Source organism: Aliivibrio kagoshimensis (genome assembly GCF_050337105.1).
GTDB classification, from domain to species: Bacteria; Pseudomonadota; Gammaproteobacteria; order Enterobacterales; family Vibrionaceae; genus Aliivibrio_A; species Aliivibrio_A kagoshimensis.
On record NZ_JAKJSQ010000005.1, the window covers coordinates 55,715 to 77,535 of the forward strand.

General features: G+C 42.6%; 24 protein-coding genes. 7 read left to right on the top strand and 17 right to left on the bottom strand.

The genetic code is table 11. The features are described from left to right. Positions 1-2: 2 nt before the first annotated feature. Together L4C32_RS02865 and L4C32_RS02870 are read left to right on the top strand one after the other, a co-directional pair. Positions 3-593 carry a phosphoheptose isomerase gene (locus tag L4C32_RS02865; protein ID WP_428195342.1) on the top strand — a complete coding sequence of 197 codons (591 nt, stop codon included), beginning with the start codon at positions 3-5 and terminating at the stop codon, positions 591-593. A gap of 2 nt (positions 594-595) precedes the next feature. Further along, a complete protein-coding gene (locus L4C32_RS02870; RefSeq protein ID WP_428195343.1) occupies positions 596-1,165 on the top strand; it encodes a BON domain-containing protein in 570 nt (189 codons plus the stop codon). Positions 1,166-1,238: 73 nt separating this feature from the next. Here L4C32_RS02870 and sspB read toward each other — a convergent pair whose 3' ends face one another. The 9 genes from sspB to zapE form a co-directional block, all read right to left on the bottom strand. Beyond that, the gene (gene sspB / locus L4C32_RS02875; protein WP_428195344.1) at positions 1,239-1,721 is read right to left on the bottom strand and encodes a ClpXP protease specificity-enhancing factor; all 483 of its coding nucleotides are present in this window, start codon (positions 1,719-1,721) and stop codon (positions 1,239-1,241) included. Then, positions 1,721-2,359, bottom strand: a complete 639-nt coding sequence (sspA, locus tag L4C32_RS02880; RefSeq protein WP_428195345.1) for a stringent starvation protein SspA — start codon at positions 2,357-2,359, stop codon at positions 1,721-1,723. Before sspA ends, sspB begins: the two co-directional genes overlap by 1 nt. An 89-nt stretch (positions 2,360-2,448) precedes the next feature. Continuing rightward, positions 2,449-3,186, bottom strand: coding sequence for a cytochrome c1 (locus L4C32_RS02885; RefSeq protein WP_428195346.1), 738 nt, complete (start codon positions 3,184-3,186; stop codon positions 2,449-2,451). After that, positions 3,183-4,448: a cytochrome b gene (locus L4C32_RS02890; protein WP_428195347.1), complete on the bottom strand. Its 1,266-nt coding sequence runs from the start codon at positions 4,446-4,448 to the stop codon at positions 3,183-3,185. Before L4C32_RS02890 ends, L4C32_RS02885 begins: the two co-directional genes overlap by 4 nt. Next, on the bottom strand, positions 4,448-5,038 hold the full coding sequence (gene petA / locus L4C32_RS02895) for a ubiquinol-cytochrome c reductase iron-sulfur subunit (RefSeq protein WP_428195348.1): 591 nt from the start codon (positions 5,036-5,038) through the stop codon (positions 4,448-4,450). The genes L4C32_RS02890 and petA overlap by 1 nt, the downstream gene beginning before the upstream one ends. Before the next feature lie 403 nt (positions 5,039-5,441). Next, the gene (rpsI, locus tag L4C32_RS02900) at positions 5,442-5,834 is read right to left on the bottom strand and encodes a 30S ribosomal protein S9 (RefSeq protein WP_428195349.1); all 393 of its coding nucleotides are present in this window, start codon (positions 5,832-5,834) and stop codon (positions 5,442-5,444) included. A gap of 13 nt (positions 5,835-5,847) precedes the next feature. Beyond that, on the bottom strand, positions 5,848-6,276 hold the full coding sequence (rplM, locus tag L4C32_RS02905) for a 50S ribosomal protein L13 (RefSeq protein WP_428195350.1): 429 nt from the start codon (positions 6,274-6,276) through the stop codon (positions 5,848-5,850). 42 nt (positions 6,277-6,318) lie between these two features. Then, a complete protein-coding gene (locus tag L4C32_RS02910) occupies positions 6,319-6,567 on the bottom strand; it encodes a hypothetical protein (protein WP_428195495.1) in 249 nt (82 codons plus the stop codon). Then, the gene (gene zapE / locus L4C32_RS02915; protein WP_428195351.1) at positions 6,536-7,660 is read right to left on the bottom strand and encodes a cell division protein ZapE; all 1,125 of its coding nucleotides are present in this window, start codon (positions 7,658-7,660) and stop codon (positions 6,536-6,538) included. Before zapE ends, L4C32_RS02910 begins: the two co-directional genes overlap by 32 nt. Positions 7,661-7,798: 138 nt before the next feature. Here zapE and zapG point away from each other — a divergent pair, with 138 nt between their 5' ends. The 3 genes from zapG to degS all read left to right on the top strand — a co-directional run bounded on the left by zapG (position 7,799) and on the right by degS (position 10,865). After that, complete coding sequence (zapG, locus tag L4C32_RS02920) at positions 7,799-8,245, top strand: Z-ring associated protein ZapG (protein WP_428195352.1); 447 nt, start codon at positions 7,799-7,801, stop codon at positions 8,243-8,245. An 81-nt stretch (positions 8,246-8,326) separates the two neighbouring features. Beyond that, the gene (locus tag L4C32_RS02925; protein WP_428195353.1) at positions 8,327-9,694 is read left to right on the top strand and encodes a Do family serine endopeptidase; all 1,368 of its coding nucleotides are present in this window, start codon (positions 8,327-8,329) and stop codon (positions 9,692-9,694) included. Positions 9,695-9,770: 76 nt separating this feature from the next. Continuing rightward, a complete protein-coding gene (gene degS, locus L4C32_RS02930; protein WP_428195354.1) occupies positions 9,771-10,865 on the top strand; it encodes an outer membrane-stress sensor serine endopeptidase DegS in 1,095 nt (364 codons plus the stop codon). Positions 10,866-10,956: 91 nt separating this feature from the next. On the opposite strand, the gene parC is transcribed toward degS, so the two are convergent. The 6 genes from parC to nudF form a co-directional block, all read right to left on the bottom strand. Then, positions 10,957-13,230 (bottom strand): DNA topoisomerase IV subunit A, encoded by a 2,274-nt coding sequence (gene parC, locus L4C32_RS02935; protein WP_428195487.1) that lies wholly within the window; start codon positions 13,228-13,230, stop codon positions 10,957-10,959. 90 nt (positions 13,231-13,320) lie between these two features. Continuing rightward, positions 13,321-15,201 (bottom strand): DNA topoisomerase IV subunit B, encoded by a 1,881-nt coding sequence (parE, locus tag L4C32_RS02940; RefSeq protein ID WP_428195355.1) that lies wholly within the window; start codon positions 15,199-15,201, stop codon positions 13,321-13,323. A 97-nt stretch (positions 15,202-15,298) separates the two neighbouring features. After that, complete coding sequence (yqiA, locus tag L4C32_RS02945; protein WP_428195356.1) at positions 15,299-15,889, bottom strand: esterase YqiA; 591 nt, start codon at positions 15,887-15,889, stop codon at positions 15,299-15,301. 5 nt (positions 15,890-15,894) lie between these two features. Beyond that, positions 15,895-16,719 (bottom strand): 3',5'-cyclic-AMP phosphodiesterase, encoded by an 825-nt coding sequence (cpdA, locus tag L4C32_RS02950; protein ID WP_428195357.1) that lies wholly within the window; start codon positions 16,717-16,719, stop codon positions 15,895-15,897. A 25-nt stretch (positions 16,720-16,744) separates the two neighbouring features. After that, positions 16,745-17,170, bottom strand: a complete 426-nt coding sequence (locus L4C32_RS02955) for a DUF1249 family protein (protein WP_428195358.1) — start codon at positions 17,168-17,170, stop codon at positions 16,745-16,747. Next, entirely contained in the window at positions 17,163-17,807 is a 645-nt protein-coding gene (gene nudF / locus L4C32_RS02960) for an ADP-ribose diphosphatase (protein ID WP_428195359.1), read from the bottom strand. Before nudF ends, L4C32_RS02955 begins: the two co-directional genes overlap by 8 nt. 225 nt (positions 17,808-18,032) lie before the next feature. On the opposite strand from nudF, the gene tolC reads away from it, so the two are divergent. Further along, positions 18,033-19,346: an outer membrane channel protein TolC gene (gene tolC, locus L4C32_RS02965; protein ID WP_428195360.1), complete on the top strand. Its 1,314-nt coding sequence runs from the start codon at positions 18,033-18,035 to the stop codon at positions 19,344-19,346. Positions 19,347-19,542: 196 nt separating this feature from the next. Here tolC and L4C32_RS02970 read toward each other — a convergent pair whose 3' ends face one another. Next, entirely contained in the window at positions 19,543-19,983 is a 441-nt protein-coding gene (locus L4C32_RS02970; RefSeq protein WP_428195361.1) for a TetR/AcrR family transcriptional regulator, read from the bottom strand. 173 nt (positions 19,984-20,156) lie between these two features. Between L4C32_RS02970 and L4C32_RS02975 the strand changes: the two genes are divergently transcribed. Continuing rightward, positions 20,157-20,306 carry a hypothetical protein gene (locus tag L4C32_RS02975; protein WP_428195362.1) on the top strand — a complete coding sequence of 50 codons (150 nt, stop codon included), beginning with the start codon at positions 20,157-20,159 and terminating at the stop codon, positions 20,304-20,306. Between the two features lie 70 nt (positions 20,307-20,376). Here the strand turns inward: L4C32_RS02975 and hldE are convergent, their stop codons facing one another. Next, entirely contained in the window at positions 20,377-21,807 is a 1,431-nt protein-coding gene (gene hldE / locus L4C32_RS02980; protein WP_428195363.1) for a bifunctional D-glycero-beta-D-manno-heptose-7-phosphate kinase/D-glycero-beta-D-manno-heptose 1-phosphate adenylyltransferase HldE, read from the bottom strand. Positions 21,808-21,821: the final 14 nt, after the last annotated feature.

Sequence of the window (21,821 nt, forward strand, 5' to 3'; positions counted from 1 at the left end):
CAATGCTAGAGAGCATTAGAGACAGTTTTAAAGAGAGTATTCAAATTCAGATTGAAGCCGCAGAAGCATTACCAGATGCTATCACTAATGCCGCTCAAGCGATGGTATCTAGCCTATTAAATGGCAATAAAATACTGTGCTGCGGTAATGGCGGCTCCGCATCTAATGCACAACAGTTTGTCTCCTGTTTACTTAATCGATTCGAAACCGAGCGTCCGAGTCTACCCGCTTTAGCCCTAACTGCTGACTCAACCACGCTAACTGCTGTCGCCAATGATTATCACTATAATGAGATTTTCGCCAAACAGGTGAGAGCTTTTGGTCAAGCTGGCGATATTTTGTTAGTCATTTCAACCAGTGGTAATAGCCAAGACATTATTAAAGCAATGGAAGCAGCGGTTAGCCGCGATATGACTATCATCGCACTAACCGGAAAAGATGGCGGCGTCATGGCGGGATTGTTAGGTGAGTCTGACGTAGAGATACGCATTCCATCTCAGCGAGTGGCAAGAATTCAGGAAGTTCACCTTGTCACTCTACACTGCTTATGTGACCTCATTGATCAAGTGCTGTTTCCACAACATGAAGAGTAAATATGAAATCGATTAAGCTAACCTCATTACTGTTTGTCGTCCTATCACTGCAAGGGTGTGCTGGGCTATTTATTGCCGGAGCAGCAACTACCGCTGTGGTTATTACTGATGAGCGCTCCCCATCTCTAATGTTAAAAGAGAAAGATTTAGAGTTTGAAATTACCGGTCTGGCCAACAAGGATCCTTACCGTTTCAATACTCGCATTAGTGCTAATGTTTACAATGGACGTACCCTGTTAATTGGACAAGCCAAAACCGAAGCTTTGAAACAGCAGCTGAATGATCAAATTCAAGCACTTGATGGAGTCAAAGTTCTCTATAATAAAATTGAAGTTCGTGAGCCCCTCACCTTTACTGAAGTCAATAATGACACATGGATCACCACTAAAGTTAAATCGGCGCTGTTAACTGAGGGCGAACTTAATAGTATCAATATAAAGGTAATCACTGAAAATGGTCATGTTTACTTGATTGGATTGGTTACCCCTGAACAGGGTGATCTTGCCACTAACGTAGCCCGGAATATAAAAGGGGTTAAAAGCGTAGTGAAGGCGTTTGATTACGGCGAGTAAACTTACTTCTGGCATCCATTATCAAGACAAAAAAAAGCAGCGAATCAATCGCTGCTTTTTTATATGTCTCAGGTTACTTAATCACTCGTAAACTCGGTTTGCCTGTCGGACGATTTGGCTCTGACGGTTTATCTTGTTCACTGTTGGTTGATTGACTAACACTGCTTAACAATGGTTCTTTATCACTCTCGTCTTCAACAACCTGCTCACTAAGTTGCTCAATTGAATAAGCATTTTCAGGCTCAAACATTGTACCAGCGCCATTTTCACGAGCATAAATTGCCTCGACGGCATACATAGGAACAATAATTGAGTGAGGTTGACCACTAAAACGTGCACTAAAAGTGATCGCTTCATTACCAATCTCTAAATTTCCAACTGCATGAGGCGCTAAGTTTAAGATGATCTGTCCATCTTTAACGAATTCCATAGGAACTCGAACCCCGACTAGCATTGCATCAACGACTAAATGAGGGGTTAATTCGTTATCAACGATCCACTCATAAAATGCACGTACCAAGTAGGGACGACGAGGTGTCATTTCCGAACTGCTCATTAACGAATAGCCAAATGAATCTCACGTTCAATCTCAGTCAAAGACGCTAAGAAGGAATCACGTTCAAAAACACGGCTCATGTAAATTTTTAACTCTTTTGAACCAGGACCTGTTAATTCGATGCCCATTGCTGGTAAGCGCCATAATAGTGGCGCTAAATAGCAATCTACTAAGCTAAATTCTTCACTCATGAAGTACTTATACTCAGCAAAAACAGGGGCAAGTGCTAATAGATCATCACGAAGTTTAATACGAGCCGCTTCAGCCTCGTTAATTGCACCTTTCATGATTTTTTCAGCCAATGAGTACCAGTTATGTTCAACACGGTACATCATTAAACGACTATTACCACGAGCTACTGGGTAAACAGGCATTAATGGTGGATGAGGGAAACGCTCATCTAAGTATTCCATAATGATGTTTGAGTTATATAAAGCTAACTCACGATCCACTAGAGTCGGAACCGTTTTATACGGGTTTAACTCAACTAATTCAGCAGGTAGCTTACTTGGATCTACCAATTCAATATCAACGCTTACACCCTTTTCGGCAAGCACGATACGAACTTGATGACTATAAATATCAGACGCGTCCGAAAATAAGATCATAACCGAGCGTTTATTAACAGCAACAGCCATTGGGCCTCCAGTATATACGGATATTTAAAAAAGAAATGGAGGCATAATAGCCTCCATTGCATAACTAATAGCGCATTAGGATAGCACGATTAGTGGACATCTCGCCAATATTCTTTCTTCAACAACACAGAAACTATTGCAAATATTACTAAGAAGCCCATTACCCACCAACCAATGCTTTGACGCTCAAGTTTACTAGGGTCACCGGAATATTCTAAGAAGTTAACAAGATCGAGAACCGCTTTGTCATATTCGCCGCCACTTAATTCACCTGAACCGTCAGTGGTGATATCAACAATCACTTTATGCTCAACGTCATCGACCATCTCTGTTTCATAAACAGCCGTTGGAACACCTTGCAACTCTTCAAGTACATGTGGCATCCCCACACTTGGGAAAACAGTATTGTTCACACCAAATGGACGACTCGCATCAACATAAAAAGAACGAAGATAAGTGTATAACCAATCCGTTCCACGTACTCGGGCAACCATAGTCAGATCCGGCGGTGGAGCACCGAACCATTTAGCCGCTTCTTCTTGAGGAAGCGCACTGACCATGAGGTCACCGATCTTAGCATCAGGATCAAACACCATGTTTTCCATCATCAGATCTTCAGGAATGCCCAGATCTTTGGCAACACGATTATAACGTTGATACTGTGCTGAGTGACAAGCTAAACAGTAGTTTACAAATAACTTAGCACCATTTTGCAGCGATGCTTTGTCGGTTAAATCATTGTTTGCTTTATCTAGAGCAACATTACTACCGGCCGCCATTACAAGAGATGGCAGCAAAGTAAAAAGTATTACAATCAACTTTTTCATTTATAAGTCACCCTTGTTGGTAGTGGTTGTGTTTTTTCGTTTTTGCTATAGAAAAATAACAGCACGAAGAACATGAAATAACAGAGACTGAATATCTGAGCTAAAATCGTGTACAAACCAGTAGCAGGAAGAGTTCCTAATACACCTAGGATAATAAAGCTAATCGTAAATTGAGCAATATTAAACAGATGGATCTTACTGCGATAACGGTACGAACGCACTTTACAACGGTCCAACCAAGGCAATAAGAACAGAAGAACAATCGACGCACCCATTGCTACAACACCTAATAACTTATCAGGAACCGCACGCAAGATGGCATAGAATGGTGTGAAGTACCATACTGGAGCAATATGCTCTGGTGTTTTCAGTGAGTTCGCCGCTTCAAAGTTTGGCCCTTCTAAGAAGTAACCACCCATTTCAGGATTAAAGAACAACACATAACAGAACAGGAATAAGAAACCAGCAATACCCACCATATCTTTTACCGTTCCATATGGATGGAAAGGAATAGAGTCAATGATGTCATACTTCTTGGTGTAATCTTCATGGAACTTGAATTGTGTCTGGTAGTCATCACCTTGGCTGCCTTTTGGTAGCTTGGTTTCGATACCATCTGGGTTATTTGAACCCACTTCATGCAGTGCTAATACGTGTAAAACCACGAGGAGCAATAGTACGATAGGCAGAGCAATTACATGCAAAGCAAAGAATCGATTTAGTGTCGCGCCTGAAATAACGTAATCACCACGGATCCACAATGTTAAATCATCGCCAATAAACGGAATCGCACCAAATAGTGAGATAATTACCTGAGCGCCCCAGTAAGACATCTGGCCCCATGGCAGTAGATATCCCATGAATGCTTCAGCCATCAACACAAGGAAGATTAACATACCAAAGAGCCATAACAATTCACGAGGCTTCTGGTACGAGCCATAGATAAGGCCACGATACATATGCAGATAAACAACAACAAAGAATGCCGAAGCGCCTGTAGAGTGCATATAACGCAGTAACCAGCCGTACTCAACATCACGCATGATGTATTCAACCGAAGCAAAAGCCGCTTCGCCAGACGGTACATAGTTCATTGTAAGCCAGATGCCAGTTAGAATTTGGTTGACCAGCACCAACATCGCTAAAGAACCGAAGAAATACCAAAAGTTAAACGTCTTTGGCATTGGGTACTCAGACAAATGCTTTTTATAAGCATTCATCATAGGTATACGTTTTTCAATCCAGCCGAGTAATGCTTCCATTATGCATCTCCTCCATCTGAGCCGATAATAATTCGAGTATCACTCAAATATTGATGCGGCGGGATAACTAGATTCAATGGAGCAGGTACGCCTTGGAATACACGACCTGCCATATCAAATTTAGAACCGTGACATGGGCAGAAGAAACCAGAACTAACACCTTCAACCTGCTCACTAAAACTGTCAGGTAGATAAGTAGGAGAACAACCTAGATGCGTACAGATACCTACTGCAAGAAAGATTTCTGGTTTCAAAGATCGATACTGATTTTGTGCATAGTCTGGCTGTTGAGGTTCACCTGACTCAGGGTCACGCAACTGATCACCAAGACCATCTAAAACATCTAAAATGGCTTGGCTGCGACGAACAACCCATACTGGTTTACCACGCCACTCAACGCGAACCATTTGACCATCTTCAATTTTACTAACATCCACTTCAACCGGAGCGCCAGCAGCCTTAGCTCTTTCACTCGGATTCCATGATTTAATAAAAGGAACAGCTACACCTACTGCACCTAGCCCCCCAACAACAGCTGTCGTTGCGGTCAGGAAGCGGCGTCGACCGTTATTCACTGGCGCATTGCTCATCCACATTCTCCACTATCGCTTTCGCGTTATTTTTATTATTTCCATTTTATAAGTTACGACCAATGCCCAAGGGTACGGTTACACAGAAATCAAGATGATGGCTTCTGAGTGAACAAAATTGGGACGCATTTGGTGTCGTCACTTCACAACCGCTAAATGATAAAGAAAAGCTCACTTTATGACAAGATAAAGCTACTTTTTTGCAACATTTGTGAGATATATGGCCTTTTTATTTCAAGGGGCATTGTTACCAAGCATGGGGTAACATTTCATTAACAATAATTAAGGCTATTTGAAGTGCTTATGAGGAGGGACGTTAACAACTATCTATTTTACAGATATAAAAAAGCCCAGCATATGCTGAGCTTTTTCCACAATAAAACCAGTAAACTGGCGCGTAAAATTAACGCTTTGAGAATTGTGGTTTACGACGTGCTTTACGTAGACCAACTTTCTTACGTTCAACGCAACGAGCGTCACGCGTAACATAGCCAGCGGCACGTAGAACAGGACGTAGAGATTCATCATATTCCATAAGAGCGCGTGTGATACCGTGACGGATCGCACCAGCTTGACCAGAAATACCACCACCTTTAACAGTGATGAATAGGTCTAGTTTCTCAGTCATTTCAACTAGCTCAAGTGGTTGGTTAACAACCATACGTGCTGTTGGACGACCAAAGTAAACGTCAAGGCTACGCTTGTTGATTACGATGTTGCCAGTACCCGGTTTCATGAAAACACGAGCTGCTGAACTTTTACGGCGACCAGTGCCGTAATATTGATTCTCTGCCATTGCAATAATCCCCTTAGATGTCTAGTACTTGTGGTTGTTGAGCAGTATGGTTATGCTCAGCGCCCGCGTAAACTTTAAGTTTACGGTACATAGCACGGCCTAGAGGACCACGTGGAAGCATACCTTTAACCGCGTGTTCGATAACCATTTCTGGCTTACGTTGAATCAGTTTCTCGAAAGAAATTGATTTTAGTCCGCCTGGGAACTCAGTATGGCTGTAGTAAATTTTACCAGCAGCTTTGTTACCAGTTACCGTCACTTTCTCAGCATTGATAACGATGATGTAATCACCAGTATCTACGTGAGGAGTGTATTCAGGTTTATGTTTGCCACGTAGGCGAGATGCAATTTCAGTTGCGATACGGCCAAGAGTTTTACCCTCAGCGTCAACAACATACCAGTCGCGTTTTACGCTTTCTGGTTTAGCAACGAAAGTTTTCATGCTAAAAATACCCGTATTAAAATAGTTCACTTTAAGAACATGCTATTGCATGAACTCACTGTTTTTGAGCCCAGTCATCACCCCTTCGAGTGGTTGGCACTCTGGCAAATTGCCATTACAGTAACGGTGGGTCGCAGGATTATAGAGAAGCAGAACGAAAAAATCACCTATTTTCTGAAAAAAAAGCCACTTTTCTCTATTTGAAGCAAAAACAGAGTAATTAACGCCATTTTTGCTTCTATTACCAATCTCTACATTATTAAGGAAGATGGTCCTTGCCGAGGTACTCATGACTCTGCATCTCAATCAAACGTGACTGGCAGCGTTTAAATTCAAACTCTAGTGAGCCCTGTGAGTAGAGAGATTCCAGTGCAACTTCCGCTGAGATAATCAGTGTTACATTACGTTCATAGAACTCATCAACCATTGCAATAAAGCGCCTTGCAGCATCATCCGAATCTCGACTCATCATCGTAACATCAGAGAGCAGAACCGTATGATAGATTCGCGAAAGCTCAATGTAATCTTTCTGACTGCGCGCACTTTGACATAATTGTTCAAAATTAAAATGAACCACTCCATCAGACTCGGCTAAGCAAGGTAACTGTCGGTGATTAATTTCAATTTTCTGCTGATAATTCCTTGGTTCAAATGAGAGCTGCTCAAAGTATGTATTGATATTTTTTGACGCCTGCTCATCCAGTGGGTAGTGATAAATCTCAGCCTGCTCTAAGGTACGAAGACGGTAATCAATACCACTGTCGACATTCACGACATCACAATATTGTTCAATCAACTTTATTGCCGGGAGAAAGCGGGCTCTTTGCAAACCATTTTTATACAGATCATGTGGTGGAATATTAGAGGTGGCGACTAAGGTGATTCCCCGGGCAAACAGCGCTTCAAAAAGCGTTCCTAATATCATCGCATCAGTAATGTCTGATACGAAAAACTCATCAAAACAGATAATATCCGCTTCAGATTTAAACTTGTCTGCAACCAATAGTAACGGATCCGACTGATACTCAAGCGCCGTTAACTCATCATGGACCCGCTGCATAAAACGATGGAAATGCACACGCATTTTACGGTCGCTGGTTAAGCTCTCGTAAAAGGTATCCACTAAATAGGTTTTGCCACGTCCGACTCCCCCCCAAAAGTAGAGGCCTTGAAGGGGCTCTACGGTTGTTGTGGCGGTTTTCTTTTTAAACAGTCGGGATAATAAACCTTGAGAGGGTGCTGTACTCCCACTAAGGGGACTGGTTTGTAACTGCTCAACACGCAGGTAAAGATCATTTAAACATTGAACGGCATGCTCTTGCGCCGCATCGTACTGAAAATCATTTGTTGTTAAATCAATTTGATACTTTTCTATTGGCGTCATGCCTACCACACTTCTCTAGGTTACATTGATTCTTACTTGGTTCCTGTTTTGATAGTACCATGCAATGGAAAGAGCATGGTATAGTAAGAAAGTAAACTTAATGAACGAAAGATTCAGACTCAAATTTAAGGAGTATTTATGGCTTTAACTTATGGATTTGTATTTTTGCTTGTCGGTGTTGGCGTTGGCTTTCTGATTGCCCGTTTTACTCACCCGCAGTTTAAACAGCAAAAAGATCTGCAAAAAGAACTCGAGAAATCTCAATATGAGTTAGAGCAGTATCGTCAGGAGCTTGTCGACCATTTTGCATCCAGTGCAGGCCTGTTAGATACCTTATCTAAAGATTTCGCTAAACTGTATCAACACATGGCAACAACCTCGTCAGAACTGATGCCAAATTTACCTCAACAAGACAATCCTTTTTCAGAACAGATTGAAGATATGTCAAAAACATCGGGCGACGAAACCGAAAGTACTGATGAACAGAACCAACCAAAAGATTACGCTAAAGGTGCAACGGGTCTACTAAAAGACGAGATTAAAACCACTTATAAAGAGAAGCCTCAAAGCGCCACGGCTTCCTAACGGAACCAACCGATGTTTTTTTTGTCATAATTGAGTATTCAAAGTTTTGTTTTAAGCATCAACATTTGGAGTATCGATTCAATGAAGAAACCATTACTAATCCTTAGCGCTGTTACCTTAAGTATCAGCGCTCTTATTAGTCCAATTTCCACTTACGCTTCTCTCCCCCTAACGATCAGTGGCCAATCATTACCGAGCCTAGCTCCTATGCTTGAGGGCGTTACTCCGGCGGTTGTCAGTATTGCAGTAGAGGGAAAGCAAGTATCAACCCGTCAACTTCCTGAACAATTTCGCGACTTTTTCGGTCCAAACTTCCCATCAGAGCAGGTTCAAGAGCGACCATTTAGAGGGTTAGGGTCTGGTGTAATTATTGATGCTGAAAATGGATATATCGTCACTAACTTTCACGTGATTAATAATGCGGACAGTATTCGTATCCAACTTCATGATGGCCGAGAAAAAGAGGCAGAATTGATTGGCGGAGACGAGATGTCAGACATCGCCATTGTTAAAATCAAAAGCGAAGCCAAACTAACGGAAATAACATTAGCTGACTCAAACCAACTAAGAGTAGGCGATTTTGCGGTAGCTATTGGTAACCCTTTCGGATTGGGCCAAACTGTTACCTCCGGCATTATCTCTGCACTTGGCAGAAGTGGATTGAACATAGAAAACTTTGAAAACTTCATTCAGACCGATGCCGCCATTAATAGTGGTAACTCCGGGGGCGCTCTAGTGAATTTGAATGGTGAGTTAATCGGCATCAATACTGCCATACTAGGGCCAAATGGTGGCAATGTTGGTATCGGTTTTGCGATTCCAGCCAATATGGTCAAAAATCTTTCAGAGCAGATTATCGAGTACGGCCAAGTAAAACGAGGGGTACTCGGGGTACAAGGCGGTGAATTAACGGCTGAGCTTGCTGAGGCGTTTGGTTACAAAACCAACCATGGTGCGTTCGTTAGCCAAGTCATGCCAGAAAGTGCGGCTGAAAAATCGGGTTTAAAGGCCGGTGATATCATTATATCTGTCAACAATAAGAGCATTCGTACATTTAGCGAACTCAGAGCTAAAGTTGCCACTCTTGGAGCTGGAAAAACCATTTCCCTTGGTGTTATCCGTGATGGCAAAGAGCAAATATACTCAGTTGTATTACAGGCACTTGAAGAGCAGAAAACCGCAGCAGATAAACTACACTCTGGGTTAGCGGGTGCTGAGTTAGTCAATAGTAACCACGACGACCAAGTAAAAGGTGTCAAAGTAGCTAATGTTGCAGACGGCTCAGCAGCACTAAAATATGGCCTGAAAAGCGGTGATATTATTATTGGCATCAATAGACAGCGAGTCAAAAACCTTAAGCAATTGAGGGAGGTCCTCGAAGAGAAACCAGGTGTTCTTGCACTGAATATTCAACGAGGTGAACAAACTCTCTACTTAGTCGTTCGTTAACCCCCTTGTTAGTGAAGAGGTCCCCCCTCTTCACTATTTTTCCCTTCTGTTCAATGCTATTCTCTTCTCTGGCGTAATGACTCTCTACTCCACCTTATCTGAACTGTTTAGAGGAAATAACTTGGCATTTTTAATCCGTTCAATTGTCATCGGTATTGTTACGGCTGCATTGCTGCTTATCACTATCCCAAACCTACGTAATAGCGTGACGGTCACTGAAGAGGTCGCCGCCACAAAGTCGCACCACTCCTACAACTCAGCGGTGCGGCGAGCAGCTCCTGCCGTCGTTAATATATACAGCCGTCAATACAGTAACGATGATCGATTGCAACTGGATACCCAAGGATTAGGTTCAGGAGTGATTGTCAGCAAAAATGGTTACATCATTACCAACTACCATGTGGTGGCTGACGCTGATCAAGTGATTGCTGCCCTACAAGATGGTCGATTCTTTAATGCTCAGCTAGTCGGGAAAGATAAACGTACTGATTTAGCTCTGCTTCGCATTAATGACAGTAACCTCCCAGTGATCCCACTTAATCCTGCTTATAATGCTGAGATCGGTGATGTAGTATTGGCCATAGGAAACCCCTATAACTTGGGTCAAACGACTACATTTGGAATCATCTCTGCGACAGGTCGAAACGGGCTGAGTTCATGGGGGAGACAGAGCTTCATACAAACAGATGCAGCGATCAATCAAGGTAATTCAGGCGGGGCTCTGGTTAACTCAAATGGCGAACTGGTTGGTATTAATACCGCCTCATTTCAACAGGCCACCGATCTAGAAACTTACGGCATCTCTTTTGCTATTCCCTATAAATTAGCTGATACCGTGATGAAGAAGATCATTGCGGATGGGCGCGTAATCCGTGGTTACATCGGTATTGATGGTCGAGATATTAACCCAGTTATGGCTCGTTTAATGAATACCGAACAGATAAGTGGCATATTGGTTGTGGGTATGGCCCCTTATGGTCCAGCCGAGAAAGCCGGATTTCATGTTCAGGATCTATTGATTGCTATTGATAATAAAAAAGTGACGGGCAGACAAAGCGTTCTTGATATCGTCTCTGCATTGAGGCCAGGAACCACCGTGCCAATGGACATCATTCGGGACGGGGAAAAAATGACGTTATCGGTCACTATCGAAGAAGATACCCAAGAGTAATACTCTTTCTAAGGTAGAATTAAAAAAGCCCTCAATTAAATTATTGAGGGCTTTTTGTTTATTTATTGAGTCTAACTTTAACCGGTAACGGTTACTCTTGAGATTCAACAGTCTCTGTATGAGTTAGTTCAACTTCAATTCGAGTCACACGCTGTAACCCTCTCGGTAATAGGCTACCTCGTCGACCACGCTCACCACGGAAATTGTCAAGATCGCTGACTTTTAACCCAAGCTTGCGTTTACCTGCAAACAGAGTAACCGTCGCACCTTGAGGCAGTGGGATCAGGTGAGATAAAAACTCCTCTCTCGCTTTAGAGCGCGCTGCAGGAATGTTAATGATCTTATTCCCTTTCCCTTTACCCAATTGAGGTAAATCTTTAATTGGGAACAGCAGCATCCGACCTTCATTGGTAATCGCAAGAATCTCATCTTGATTCAAATCCCCAATTTGTTCTGGCGGCATAATGTTTGAGTTTTCAGGAAGTGATAGTAGCGCCTTACCACTCTTGTTTTTTGACAGCATGTCACTGCCTTTACACACAAACCCATAACCCGCATCAGAGCCCATTAACCACGCTTGCTCTTCACTGCCCATCACCACTTGACGTATAGAGCTATCAGCAGTGACATTTAAGCGCCCCGTAATTGGCTCGCCTTGACTTCTTGCTGAAGGAAGAGAGTGAGACTCTAACGCATAGCTTCGGCCATTTGAGCCAATAAATACCGCAGGGAAGTTACTCTTTCCCCTCGCGTGCGCTAAATATTCATCACCTGATTTATAATTCAGTGTTTCCGGATCGACGTCATGACCTTTCGCATGTCGAATCCAACCTTTTTCAGACAAAATAACAGTGATCGCTTCACTTGGAATCAGATCTCGTTCAGTCAACGCTTTCGCTTCTGCTCGCTCGATAATTGGTGAGCGACGCTCATCACCGAACTTGTCGGCATCTGCTTGAATCTCTTTTTTCATTAACGTATTCAAGCGGCGCTCAGAGCCTAATAGCTTTTCAAGTTTATCGCGTTCAGTCGCCAGTTCATCTTGCTCAGCGCGGATTTTCACCTCTTCCAGTTTTGCTAACTGACGAAGTTTAATCTCAAGTATGGCTTCAGATTGAATCGCAGATAAACCAAATCGGTCCATGAATACCTGTTTAGGGTTATCCTCAGTTCGAATGATCTCTATCACTTCATCGATATTCAGGTAAGCAGCCAGCAAACCATCCAAGATGTGTAACCGAGCAAGTACTTTATCTAAACGGTGCTGTAAACGGCGTCGAATTGTTCCACGACGAAACTCAATCCACTCATTCAGAATCATCACCAAGTTCTTCACCTGCGGACGTTCATCTAAGCCAATCATGTTTAAATTTACTCGGAAGCTTTTCTCAAGCTCAGTTGAAGCAAATAGGTGATTCATAAGCTGATCACAATCAATTCGATTGGATTTGGGTACCACAACAATTCGAGTCGGGTTTTCATGATCAGATTCATCACGCAAATCATCAACCATTGGAAGCTTTTTAGCTCGCATCTGATTGGCAATTTGTTCTAGCAGTTTAGAGCCTGACACTTGATGAGGAAGCGCGGTTATAACAACATCCGTCCCCTCTTTGTGCCAAACGGCACGCATTTTGATGCTGCCTCGACCGGTACGATAAATCTTTTTAAGTTCAGTGTCAGGAGAGATGATTTCAGCTTCGGTTGGGTAATCAGGTCCCTTAACATGCTCCATCACCTGCTCGAGATCCGCTTTCGGATTATCTATCAAGTGAATCGCTGCATTGGCCACTTCACGAACATTGTGAGGTGGGATATCGGTTGCCATGCCCACTGCAATACCTGTAATGCCATTTAGCAGAATATGCGGCAGACGGGCCGGTAGCATAACAGGTTCGTTCATGGTGCCATCAAAATTTGGCTGCCACTCTACCGTGCCCTGTGCCAGCTCACCTAACAGTACATCTGCAAACTTTGATAGCTTTGATTCGGTGTAACGCATTGCAGCAAATGATTTAGGATCATCTGGCGCTCCCCAGTTCCCTTGTCCATCGACTAATGGATAGCGGTATGAGAAAGGCTGAGCCATTAAGACCATCGCTTCATAACAAGCTGAATCACCGTGAGGGTGATATTTACCTAACACATCACCTACGGTACGAGCTGACTTTTTGTACTTTGCGTTAGCAGACAGACCCAACTCAGACATCGCATAAATAATACGACGCTGTACCGGTTTAAGGCCATCACCGATATAAGGTAAAGCGCGATCCATGATTACGTACATGGAGTAATTTAAATAGGCGTCTTCGGTAAACGTTCGCAGTGGAAGCTGCTCTACACCTTCTAAAGAGAGATCGGTCATTGACTTAATCCATTCATTCTCTACTTGCTCAATAAAACGATTGAGCAGTAATCGATACATGCAAGCTTATGTAGCTTACAAAATTGTTAGTTAAACGTCGGCTAAGTCGCCTTTAGACTGTAACCAGGTACGGCGGTCATCCGCGCGTTTTTTCCCCAGTAACATATCCATCATCTCATCCGTTTTTTCATCATCATCGATGGTTAGCTGCACCAAACGACGCGTATTGGGATCCATGGTCGTTTCGCGCAGTTGAAGTGGGTTCATCTCACCCAGTCCTTTGAATCGCTGAACATTAACTTTCGAACGTTTGTTCGTTAGGCGATCTAAGATCCCCTCTTTTTCCGATTCATCTAAAGCGTAAAAAACCTCTTTACCGCAATCGATTCGAAACAGTGGTGGCATAGCAACATAGACATGGCCAGCACGCACTAATGACTTGAAGTGTTTCAAGTAGAGAGCACACAATAATGTCGCAATATGCAGCCCATCGGAGTCCGCATCGGCAAGAATACAGACTTTACCATAACGCAGACCGCTCAAATCTTCTGAGTCTGGATCAATACCTAATGCCACTGAGATATCGTGCACTTCTTGTGAGGCAAGCACTTGATCCGCTGAGACTTCCCAGGTGTTCAAGATTTTTCCGCGCAGTGGCATCACAGCCTGAAACTCACGATCTCTCGCCTGCTTTGCAGAACCGCCCGCAGAGTCCCCTTCCACTAAGAAGAGTTCTGTACGGTTAAGATCTTGAACTGAACAGTCGGTTAATTTCCCCGGAAGTGCAGGGCCGGAAGCAATCTTCTTACGTACAACTTTCTTGCTGGCACGCATACGACGGTGCGCGTTAGCAATGCAACTTTCAGCGAGTAATTCAGCGATTTGCGGTTTTTCATTCAACCACAAACTGAAGGCATCTTTCACGACACCTGAAACAAAAGCAGCGCACTGGCGTGAAGAGAGGCGTTCTTTGGTCTGGCCTGCAAACTGTGGGTCTTGCATTTTAACCGATAACACATAGGCACAACGCTCCCAAATATCATCGGCGGTTAACTTCACCCCGCGAGGCAATAAACTTCTAAACTCACAAAACTCGCGCATGGCATCTAATAGGCCTTGGCGCATTCCATTAACATGAGTACCACCTTGTACTGTTGGGATCAGATTCACGTAACTTTCAGTGATTAAGTCTCCCCCTTCAGGTAACCAAATCACCGCCCAATCAGCCGCTTCGCTGTTTCCGCTAAATACACCCGTAAAAGGTGTTTCAGGCAGTAATGTAAATCCTTTTACACCTTCAGCAAGATAGTCATTCAATCCATCTTCGTAAAACCACTTATGCTCATTGCCGTTAACCTTGTCACTGAAGGTGATTTCAAGACCCGGGCATAATACCGCTTTTGCCTTTAGGTTGTTAATTAAACGAGAGACTGAAAAATTCGCTGAGTCAAAATAACTGCCATCAGGCCAAAAGTGAACGGAAGTCCCTTTATTTCGACGTCCACATGTGCCCGTCACCTCTAACTCAGAGACTTTATTACCATTCTCAAATGCCATCTCATAAACTTCACCACCGCGCCTAACCGTCACTTCAACACGTTTAGATAACGCATTAACCACGGAGATACCAACACCGTGAAGGCCTCCAGAGAACTGATAGTTTTTTCCAGAGAACTTACCACCAGCATGAAGTTTACAAAATATCAGCTCAACACCAGACATCTTCTCTTCTGGGTGGATATCGACGGGCATGCCTCGCCCATCATCAATCACTTCAAGGGATTGATCTGGATGCAATATGACTTGAACTTTACTCGCGTGGCCAGCTAAAGCTTCATCAACACTGTTATCAATAACCTCTTGACCTAAGTGGTTAGGTCGAACGGTATCGGTGTACATGCCTGGTCGGCGACGTACTGGCTCAAGGCCATTTAGAACCTCAATGGCTCCTGCATTATATTGTTCTGTCATATCTCTGAAGGTACTTAAAGTTTGATTACATAGTCTGAAAGCGGCGAATCAATGTCAAGTCGCATACGCTGGGAAACTATCAATTTGTGATAACCTATCAAAGGTTTAAAAACTGGATTATTTGAGAAGGATAACGCTCAAAGTCAATAAAACTATGGTCTCCTCCCGCTTCAACTGTTTGTTTTGCACCAACATATTTGGCGACAGCTTGACGGTAATCCAATACCTCATCATCTTGTTGTTGCAACAACCAAAAATCATCTGGTTGCGCTATTTCAATAACATCCAATTCACGGAGTTCATTAATATGCTGCGATGAAAGTAGGTACTCTTCATCGGTATAGGGGTTAACTTGTGGGCCAAGATAATCAGCCAATAACTCATAGGGACGAACCGCAGGATTCACTAACACGGCTTTATAGCCATAGAGAGAATTAAGCCATGTTGACAAATAGCCCCCTAACGAGCTGCCAACCAAGCCAATATGATAATCATTTTTATGCTGTTCCACTATGCTTTTCAACATGAATGCGGCATCACGAGGAAAGCAAGGTAGACGTGGTACCTCCACTCGAATGTCAGAACGGTGTTGTTGACAGAATGTGGTCATCACTTGAGCTTTGTGTGATAAGGGAGAGCTATTAAAGCCGTGAATATAAAGAAGCATACTGGGTTTAAACACAGCCATAATTATTAATACCCAGATGAGTTTAAATTAGGCAGGAAGTGGTTATGAGTTAATCGAAATACATCACTTTTTATTTTTCCCGTGGCTAATAATTCTAATCGTCGCCAACCCGGAGCTTGTTGATCTACAGCAAAATCATTGGAATTAGGCAGGAACTGTACACACGTAGAGGGTGTTGCCATCACTCTTACACCATTCATCTCAATATCTAGCGCTTGGTGGATATGTCCGCATAAGATGGCATTCACATTGTTATGCTTTGCAAGCACTGACCACAACTCATCTTTATTATGAAGTTGATGATGATCAAGCCAAGCGCTGTTGGCTGGTAGCGGGTGGTGATGCAACAATACAAGAGTATGACGCTCAGGATACTGTGACAGTTGCTCATCAAGTTGGTCGAGTTGCCATTGACTCAGTTCACCATAAGGAACCCCTTCAACCTGACTATCCAACAGAATCATTTGCCAGTTATCACCCAGTAATACGTGAGTGCTTGGTTTGATCTGCTCTGAAGGTAATACCGCCCCCATGCTTGGTTTGTAGTCGTGGTTACCTGGCAGCCAGTAACAAGGGCTATTAATTGCCGAGATCCCATCAGCAAATCGTTGATAAGAGAGGGTGGAATGATCTTGAGAGATATCACCAGTCGCTAAGATCGCATCGCAATTAAGATTTGACTCAACAATACTGTCAACAACAGCATGGAAGCTGTCTAATGTCCTTACACCAAGCAACGCACCATCTGTATTACCATACAAATGGGTATCCGTTACTTGAAATAACACTGTATTTTCAGAATGTTCTAATGGCAATAAATCAGGTTGCAAAACGTCAATAACCCTGTTGTAAATATTAAATTATCAGTGTTCCAGTCACACCACGTTTAAGACAGAAGGTTAACCAATCCCCTAAGAATCGATTCAACTGCAGCTTTTCATCTTTTTGAAGCATTTTTACATTTGGATATTGGTAGCGAGGCTTCACTCTGGAAAGACTTTCGGCTGCACACACTTCTGCTACTTTAGCATCGTGGTAGAGTCTTACCGTTAATTTTGGAAGGGGGTATTGAGCATCACCCTCAACCTGCCAAATATCGATCAGAGTTGTATAAACCGTTACTTCAATAATTTTTATCTGATAACGCTGTTTTTCAACTTGATAACAGCATTGATCATCTACGTTGTTGCTTCTTGGTAACAAGGAACTCAACTTTGCGTAATTGGTTTCATAAACCCGCATAAGATCCGCTAGATCGACATGATATTGTCTCTTATTCATAATTTGAATGCAGTGATCTTAAACGTGAATTATTCAATTCCAACCATTGCAATGCAATAATTGAGGCCGAATTCTCAATTTTACCACTAATCAACATTGAGTAAGCGAGTTCTCTATTCACAATATGAACTTTAATATCTTCCCCTTCCTCTTCTAAGCCATGTATACCACCAGCTTGACGACTATCAACGATGCCAACAAACAGATCTAATCGTTCAGAACAAGCGCCTGATGACGGAAAATAACTTGTGATTTTTTCGGTCGATATCACAGTTAACCCCGCTTCTTCCATACTCTCACGGTGAACCACCTCTTCAGCGCACTCATTTTTATCTATCATTCCTGCAATAATTTCAAACTGCCAAGGCGATCTATCTTCAAGTGCCCCTACACGGATCTGCTCAATTAACACCACTCTATCCAGTATAGGGTCATATGGCAGCAGTGCCGCGGCGTGTCCACGCTCAAACATCTCCCTTTCAATGTTATGACTCCACCCTCCCGAAAAAAGGCGATGACGAAATGTGTATTTCACCATACTAAAAAAACCATTAAACAGTGATTTTTTTGACACAATTTCAACATCTTGTTTATTGAAGGTTTCTGATTTTTTTTCCATCTTTTTCTGTTCGAACATAAGAATAGTGCCTTTTGAAAATGAACTTATTACGCTCAGAAGCACCCAAACTATAAATTAGAATGGATAATGCTTCATTTTATTAATCTCTGACAGCCAATTTGATTGATTATTGTTCAATCAAAACGTAAAAAAACGTAATCTTTCAAGCAATTCATGTCTGAGTTAGGTTAAACTCTACTACTAACTAATGATTAATATACTCAAAATGCAGGTACAGCTCTCATGAAAAAATTGCTTCCTCTTGTTATCAGTATGGCTCTTGGTAGCTTTACTCAACTAGCTATGGCCGACAACTTAGCCGACATTTATAATCAAGCTAAAGAGAATGATCCACAGTTACTAAGAGCAGCTGCGCAAAAAGACGCTGCATTTGAAGCGATCAACTCTACTCAAAGTTCATTGCTACCACAGATTAATTTAACAGCGGGCTATAATATGACCCGCTCAAATTACGACTCCAATGAAAATAATATTATTAACGCTGGTATCTCATTACAGCAAGAGTTGTATCAACGTTCAAGTTGGATCAGTTTAGACACCGCAGAAAAAACAGCGCGACAGTCTGACTCTGCTTACGCCGCTGAACAACAAGACGTTATTCTTCGTGTTGCTCAAGCCTACTTTGAAGTTCTGCGTGCCATGGATAATTTAGAGTTTGTTCGTGCAGAAAAAGCCTCCGTTGCTCGCCAGCTAGAGCAAACTAAACAGCGTTTTGATGTTGGTCTCTCTGCCATTACTGATGTCCACGATGCTCAGGCGCAATATGATGGGGTATTAGCGGATGAAATTCTGTCTGAAAATGCACTGGTAAACAGTTATGAAGGCCTACGTGAAATTACCGGACAAGAGCATAAAACATTAAGTATATTAGATACAAAACGTTTTTCAGCACGTACTCCGGAAAGCTCAAGCCAAGCCCTTGTTGATGAAGCTCAACAGAAAAACTTGAGTCTGTTAGCGGCGCGAATTAATCAAGATATCGCCAAAGATAACATCTCGTTAGCCAGCTCTGGCCACCTTCCATCGCTGACTTTTGATGCCTCATACGGTTATACCGATTATGATTATATTAATAACACGGGTCTAAATCATGATGCTAACGATCTGAAGGCAGGAATCAACCTAGTGGTACCTATCTATTCAGGTGGCAATACCAGTTCGTTAGAAAGCCAGGCTCAATTTGCCTATGTCGCAGCCAGTGAAGATCTTGAAGCAACTTACCGTAGTGTCGTTAAAGCCGTTCGTGGTTATAACAACAACATTAATGCCTCCATTGGCGCATTAAAGGCCTATAAGCAATCTGTTCTTTCTGCACAATCAGCTTTAGAAGCGACTGAAGCAGGATTTGATGTAGGAACTCGTACTATTGTTGATGTATTGGATTCTACACGCCGTTTATATGACTCTAACCGTAACCTAGCAAATGCTCGTTACGACTACATTTTAAGTGTTCTAAACCTTAAATTGGCTGTGGGTACATTGAATGAGCAGGATATCTTAGATATCAATAATTCGTTGATTGAGAAAATAAAATAACAAATCGCCTCGACAATAATCAGCCTCGAACATCTCTTGTTCGGGGCTTTTTTTAAGAGGAACGTCTGCTGGTTATCACTTACAGCCTTATTCGTCATCAACTAACATGATTTTCAAGTACGGTTCGGGTATCAGCTCAAGCCAACCATGCTATGCAGAGTTATTCATCAACGCAATGGAATTTGACAAGGAGGGGTTATTCAACACTATTTAGGTGTATTTGAGCATAACCTACGGCTTGATAAGCCACTTTTGTACACTCCTCTTTATCACCCTGTATCGCGTTTGTTAAGTTATTGAAGCCCGTTTTATTATAACTAAACTCGATACTGCATAAGATAACATTTTGAAAATCCTTTGCATTGTCAACTTGATCAACCCAAGAGTTCCAAAAGTTACTGGCCGAAGTGAAATCAAGCCGAGTCACAATTAAGTTAACCATTAACGGTTCAATCTCGTGAATCAAATCCTCTTTCTTTTTAAAGTGCGCATTGATACCTGAGCGACTGATTTTGGCACATTTAGCGATATTGGTAAAAGTTAGAGACTCAAACCCCTCATCAAGAATCATCTTAAAAGCGGTACGAATAATTCGGCGGCGTGTCTCTTGGGCTACTTTTTGACTAACTCTAGGCATAATGATCTTCCATTGTATTTATCCTCAATAATATGAAATTCAAATAAACATTTCAATTTCATAAACGCCACTACAACGTATACCACGTAAAAATAAAGTATTGTGTACTTTATTTTTATTAATTATGGCTATACAATGCACACAAATCAATCGTTAAACGAGGAAGTGACATAATGATTTATGAAGTAACGTGGTTTGACCCATGGCTAAACAAGTGGCTACCTGTTGTTGTTAGTAACAAATTAACTAAAAAACAAGCATATGGCATATCTAACTCTATTGCTAAGCAGTTTGAATCTAAAGTAACCTATACAAAGAAATAAAGAGTTAACTCTCTCTCATCAGAAGAGAAAGTTGCCGACAGGGAGTCGGCATAGTTAACCACATCACTGATTAACCTTTCCCTCCACGAATCGCTTCGATAATTTCTGACGTTGAACAGCCATCCTCAAAATTCAAAACTTTAACTTCGCCACCAGCTGCAATCACTTCTGTACCACCAGCAATCTCTTCAGGTTTATAATCTCCACCTTTTACCAGTAAACTCGGCAATACTTTTGAAATCAATCGCTGAGGGGTTTGCTCACTGAAATCAACCACCCAATCAACCGCACCCAGCCCTGCAAGCACTGCCATGCGTCGATCTTCCGGATTAACAGGGCGTCCAGGCCCTTTTAGCCCTTGAACAGAACTGTCTGAATTCACTGCAACAATAAGGCGATCCCCCAGTTTTGCCGCTTCGTTTAAGTAGGAGACATGCCCTGCGTGCAAAATATCAAAACAACCATTAGTCATCACCACCTTTTCACCACGAGCGCGAGCATCTTTCACGGCTACAATAAGTTGATCTTCACCAATCACACCAAATCCAGTATCTTGTCCGCCATGAATCGCCTCTGCTAATTCAATGGTGGAGAGCGTAGAGGTGCCCAGCTTACCAACGACAACACCTGCCGCCGCATTTGCTAATGCACACGCTTGATCCAGTGGTTTACCCGCAGCAACGGAGGCGGCTAATACAGAGATCACCGTATCTCCAGCCCCTGTAACATCAAACACTTCTTTTGCTAATGTAGGCAGATGCAGAGGTTCTTGTGCTCTTCTAAGTAAACTCATGCCATGTTCACTTCGAGTAACCAGCAGCGCTTCAAAATCATATTTTTCAATAATTTCCAGCCCTTTCTCTACCAGTTCTTGTTCATCTTTTACTTTACCGACAACATCTTCAAATTCGGACATATTTGGCGTCAGTAGCGTCGCACCACGATAACGCTCAAAATCTGCGCCTTTAGGGTCAATGAATACCGGAATACCAGCTTCGCGTGCTTGAGCGATCATTAATCGAGAGTGCTCTAGCGCCCCTTTGGCATAATCCGATAGGATCATCGCGCTGACTTTAGGTAGAGAAGTTTCAATGCGAGAAAGAACCGCTTCAGGTTCTACATCATGAAAGCCATCTTCAAAATCCAAACGAATGAGCTGCTGACCACGACTTAATACTCGAAGTTTGGTGATGGTTGGATACTCTTTTAGCGCAATAAAATCACAATTAACGTTCAGAGTGGTCAACTTATCTGACAACGCTTGAGCAGGTTCATCAACCCCTGTCATACCAATAAGATGCGCGGTACCACCTAAAGCAGCAATATTCATCGCGACGTTTGCCGCCCCACCTGGTCGCTCTTCATTATTTTCGACTTTAACAACAGGAACTGGCGCTTCGGGTGAGATACGTCCGGTAGAACCTGTCCAGTAGCGGTCTAACATCACATCACCAACAATAAGAACACCTGACTGCTGATAATTTGGAAGAGTGGGTTTCATAGTTTTCTCCGAGA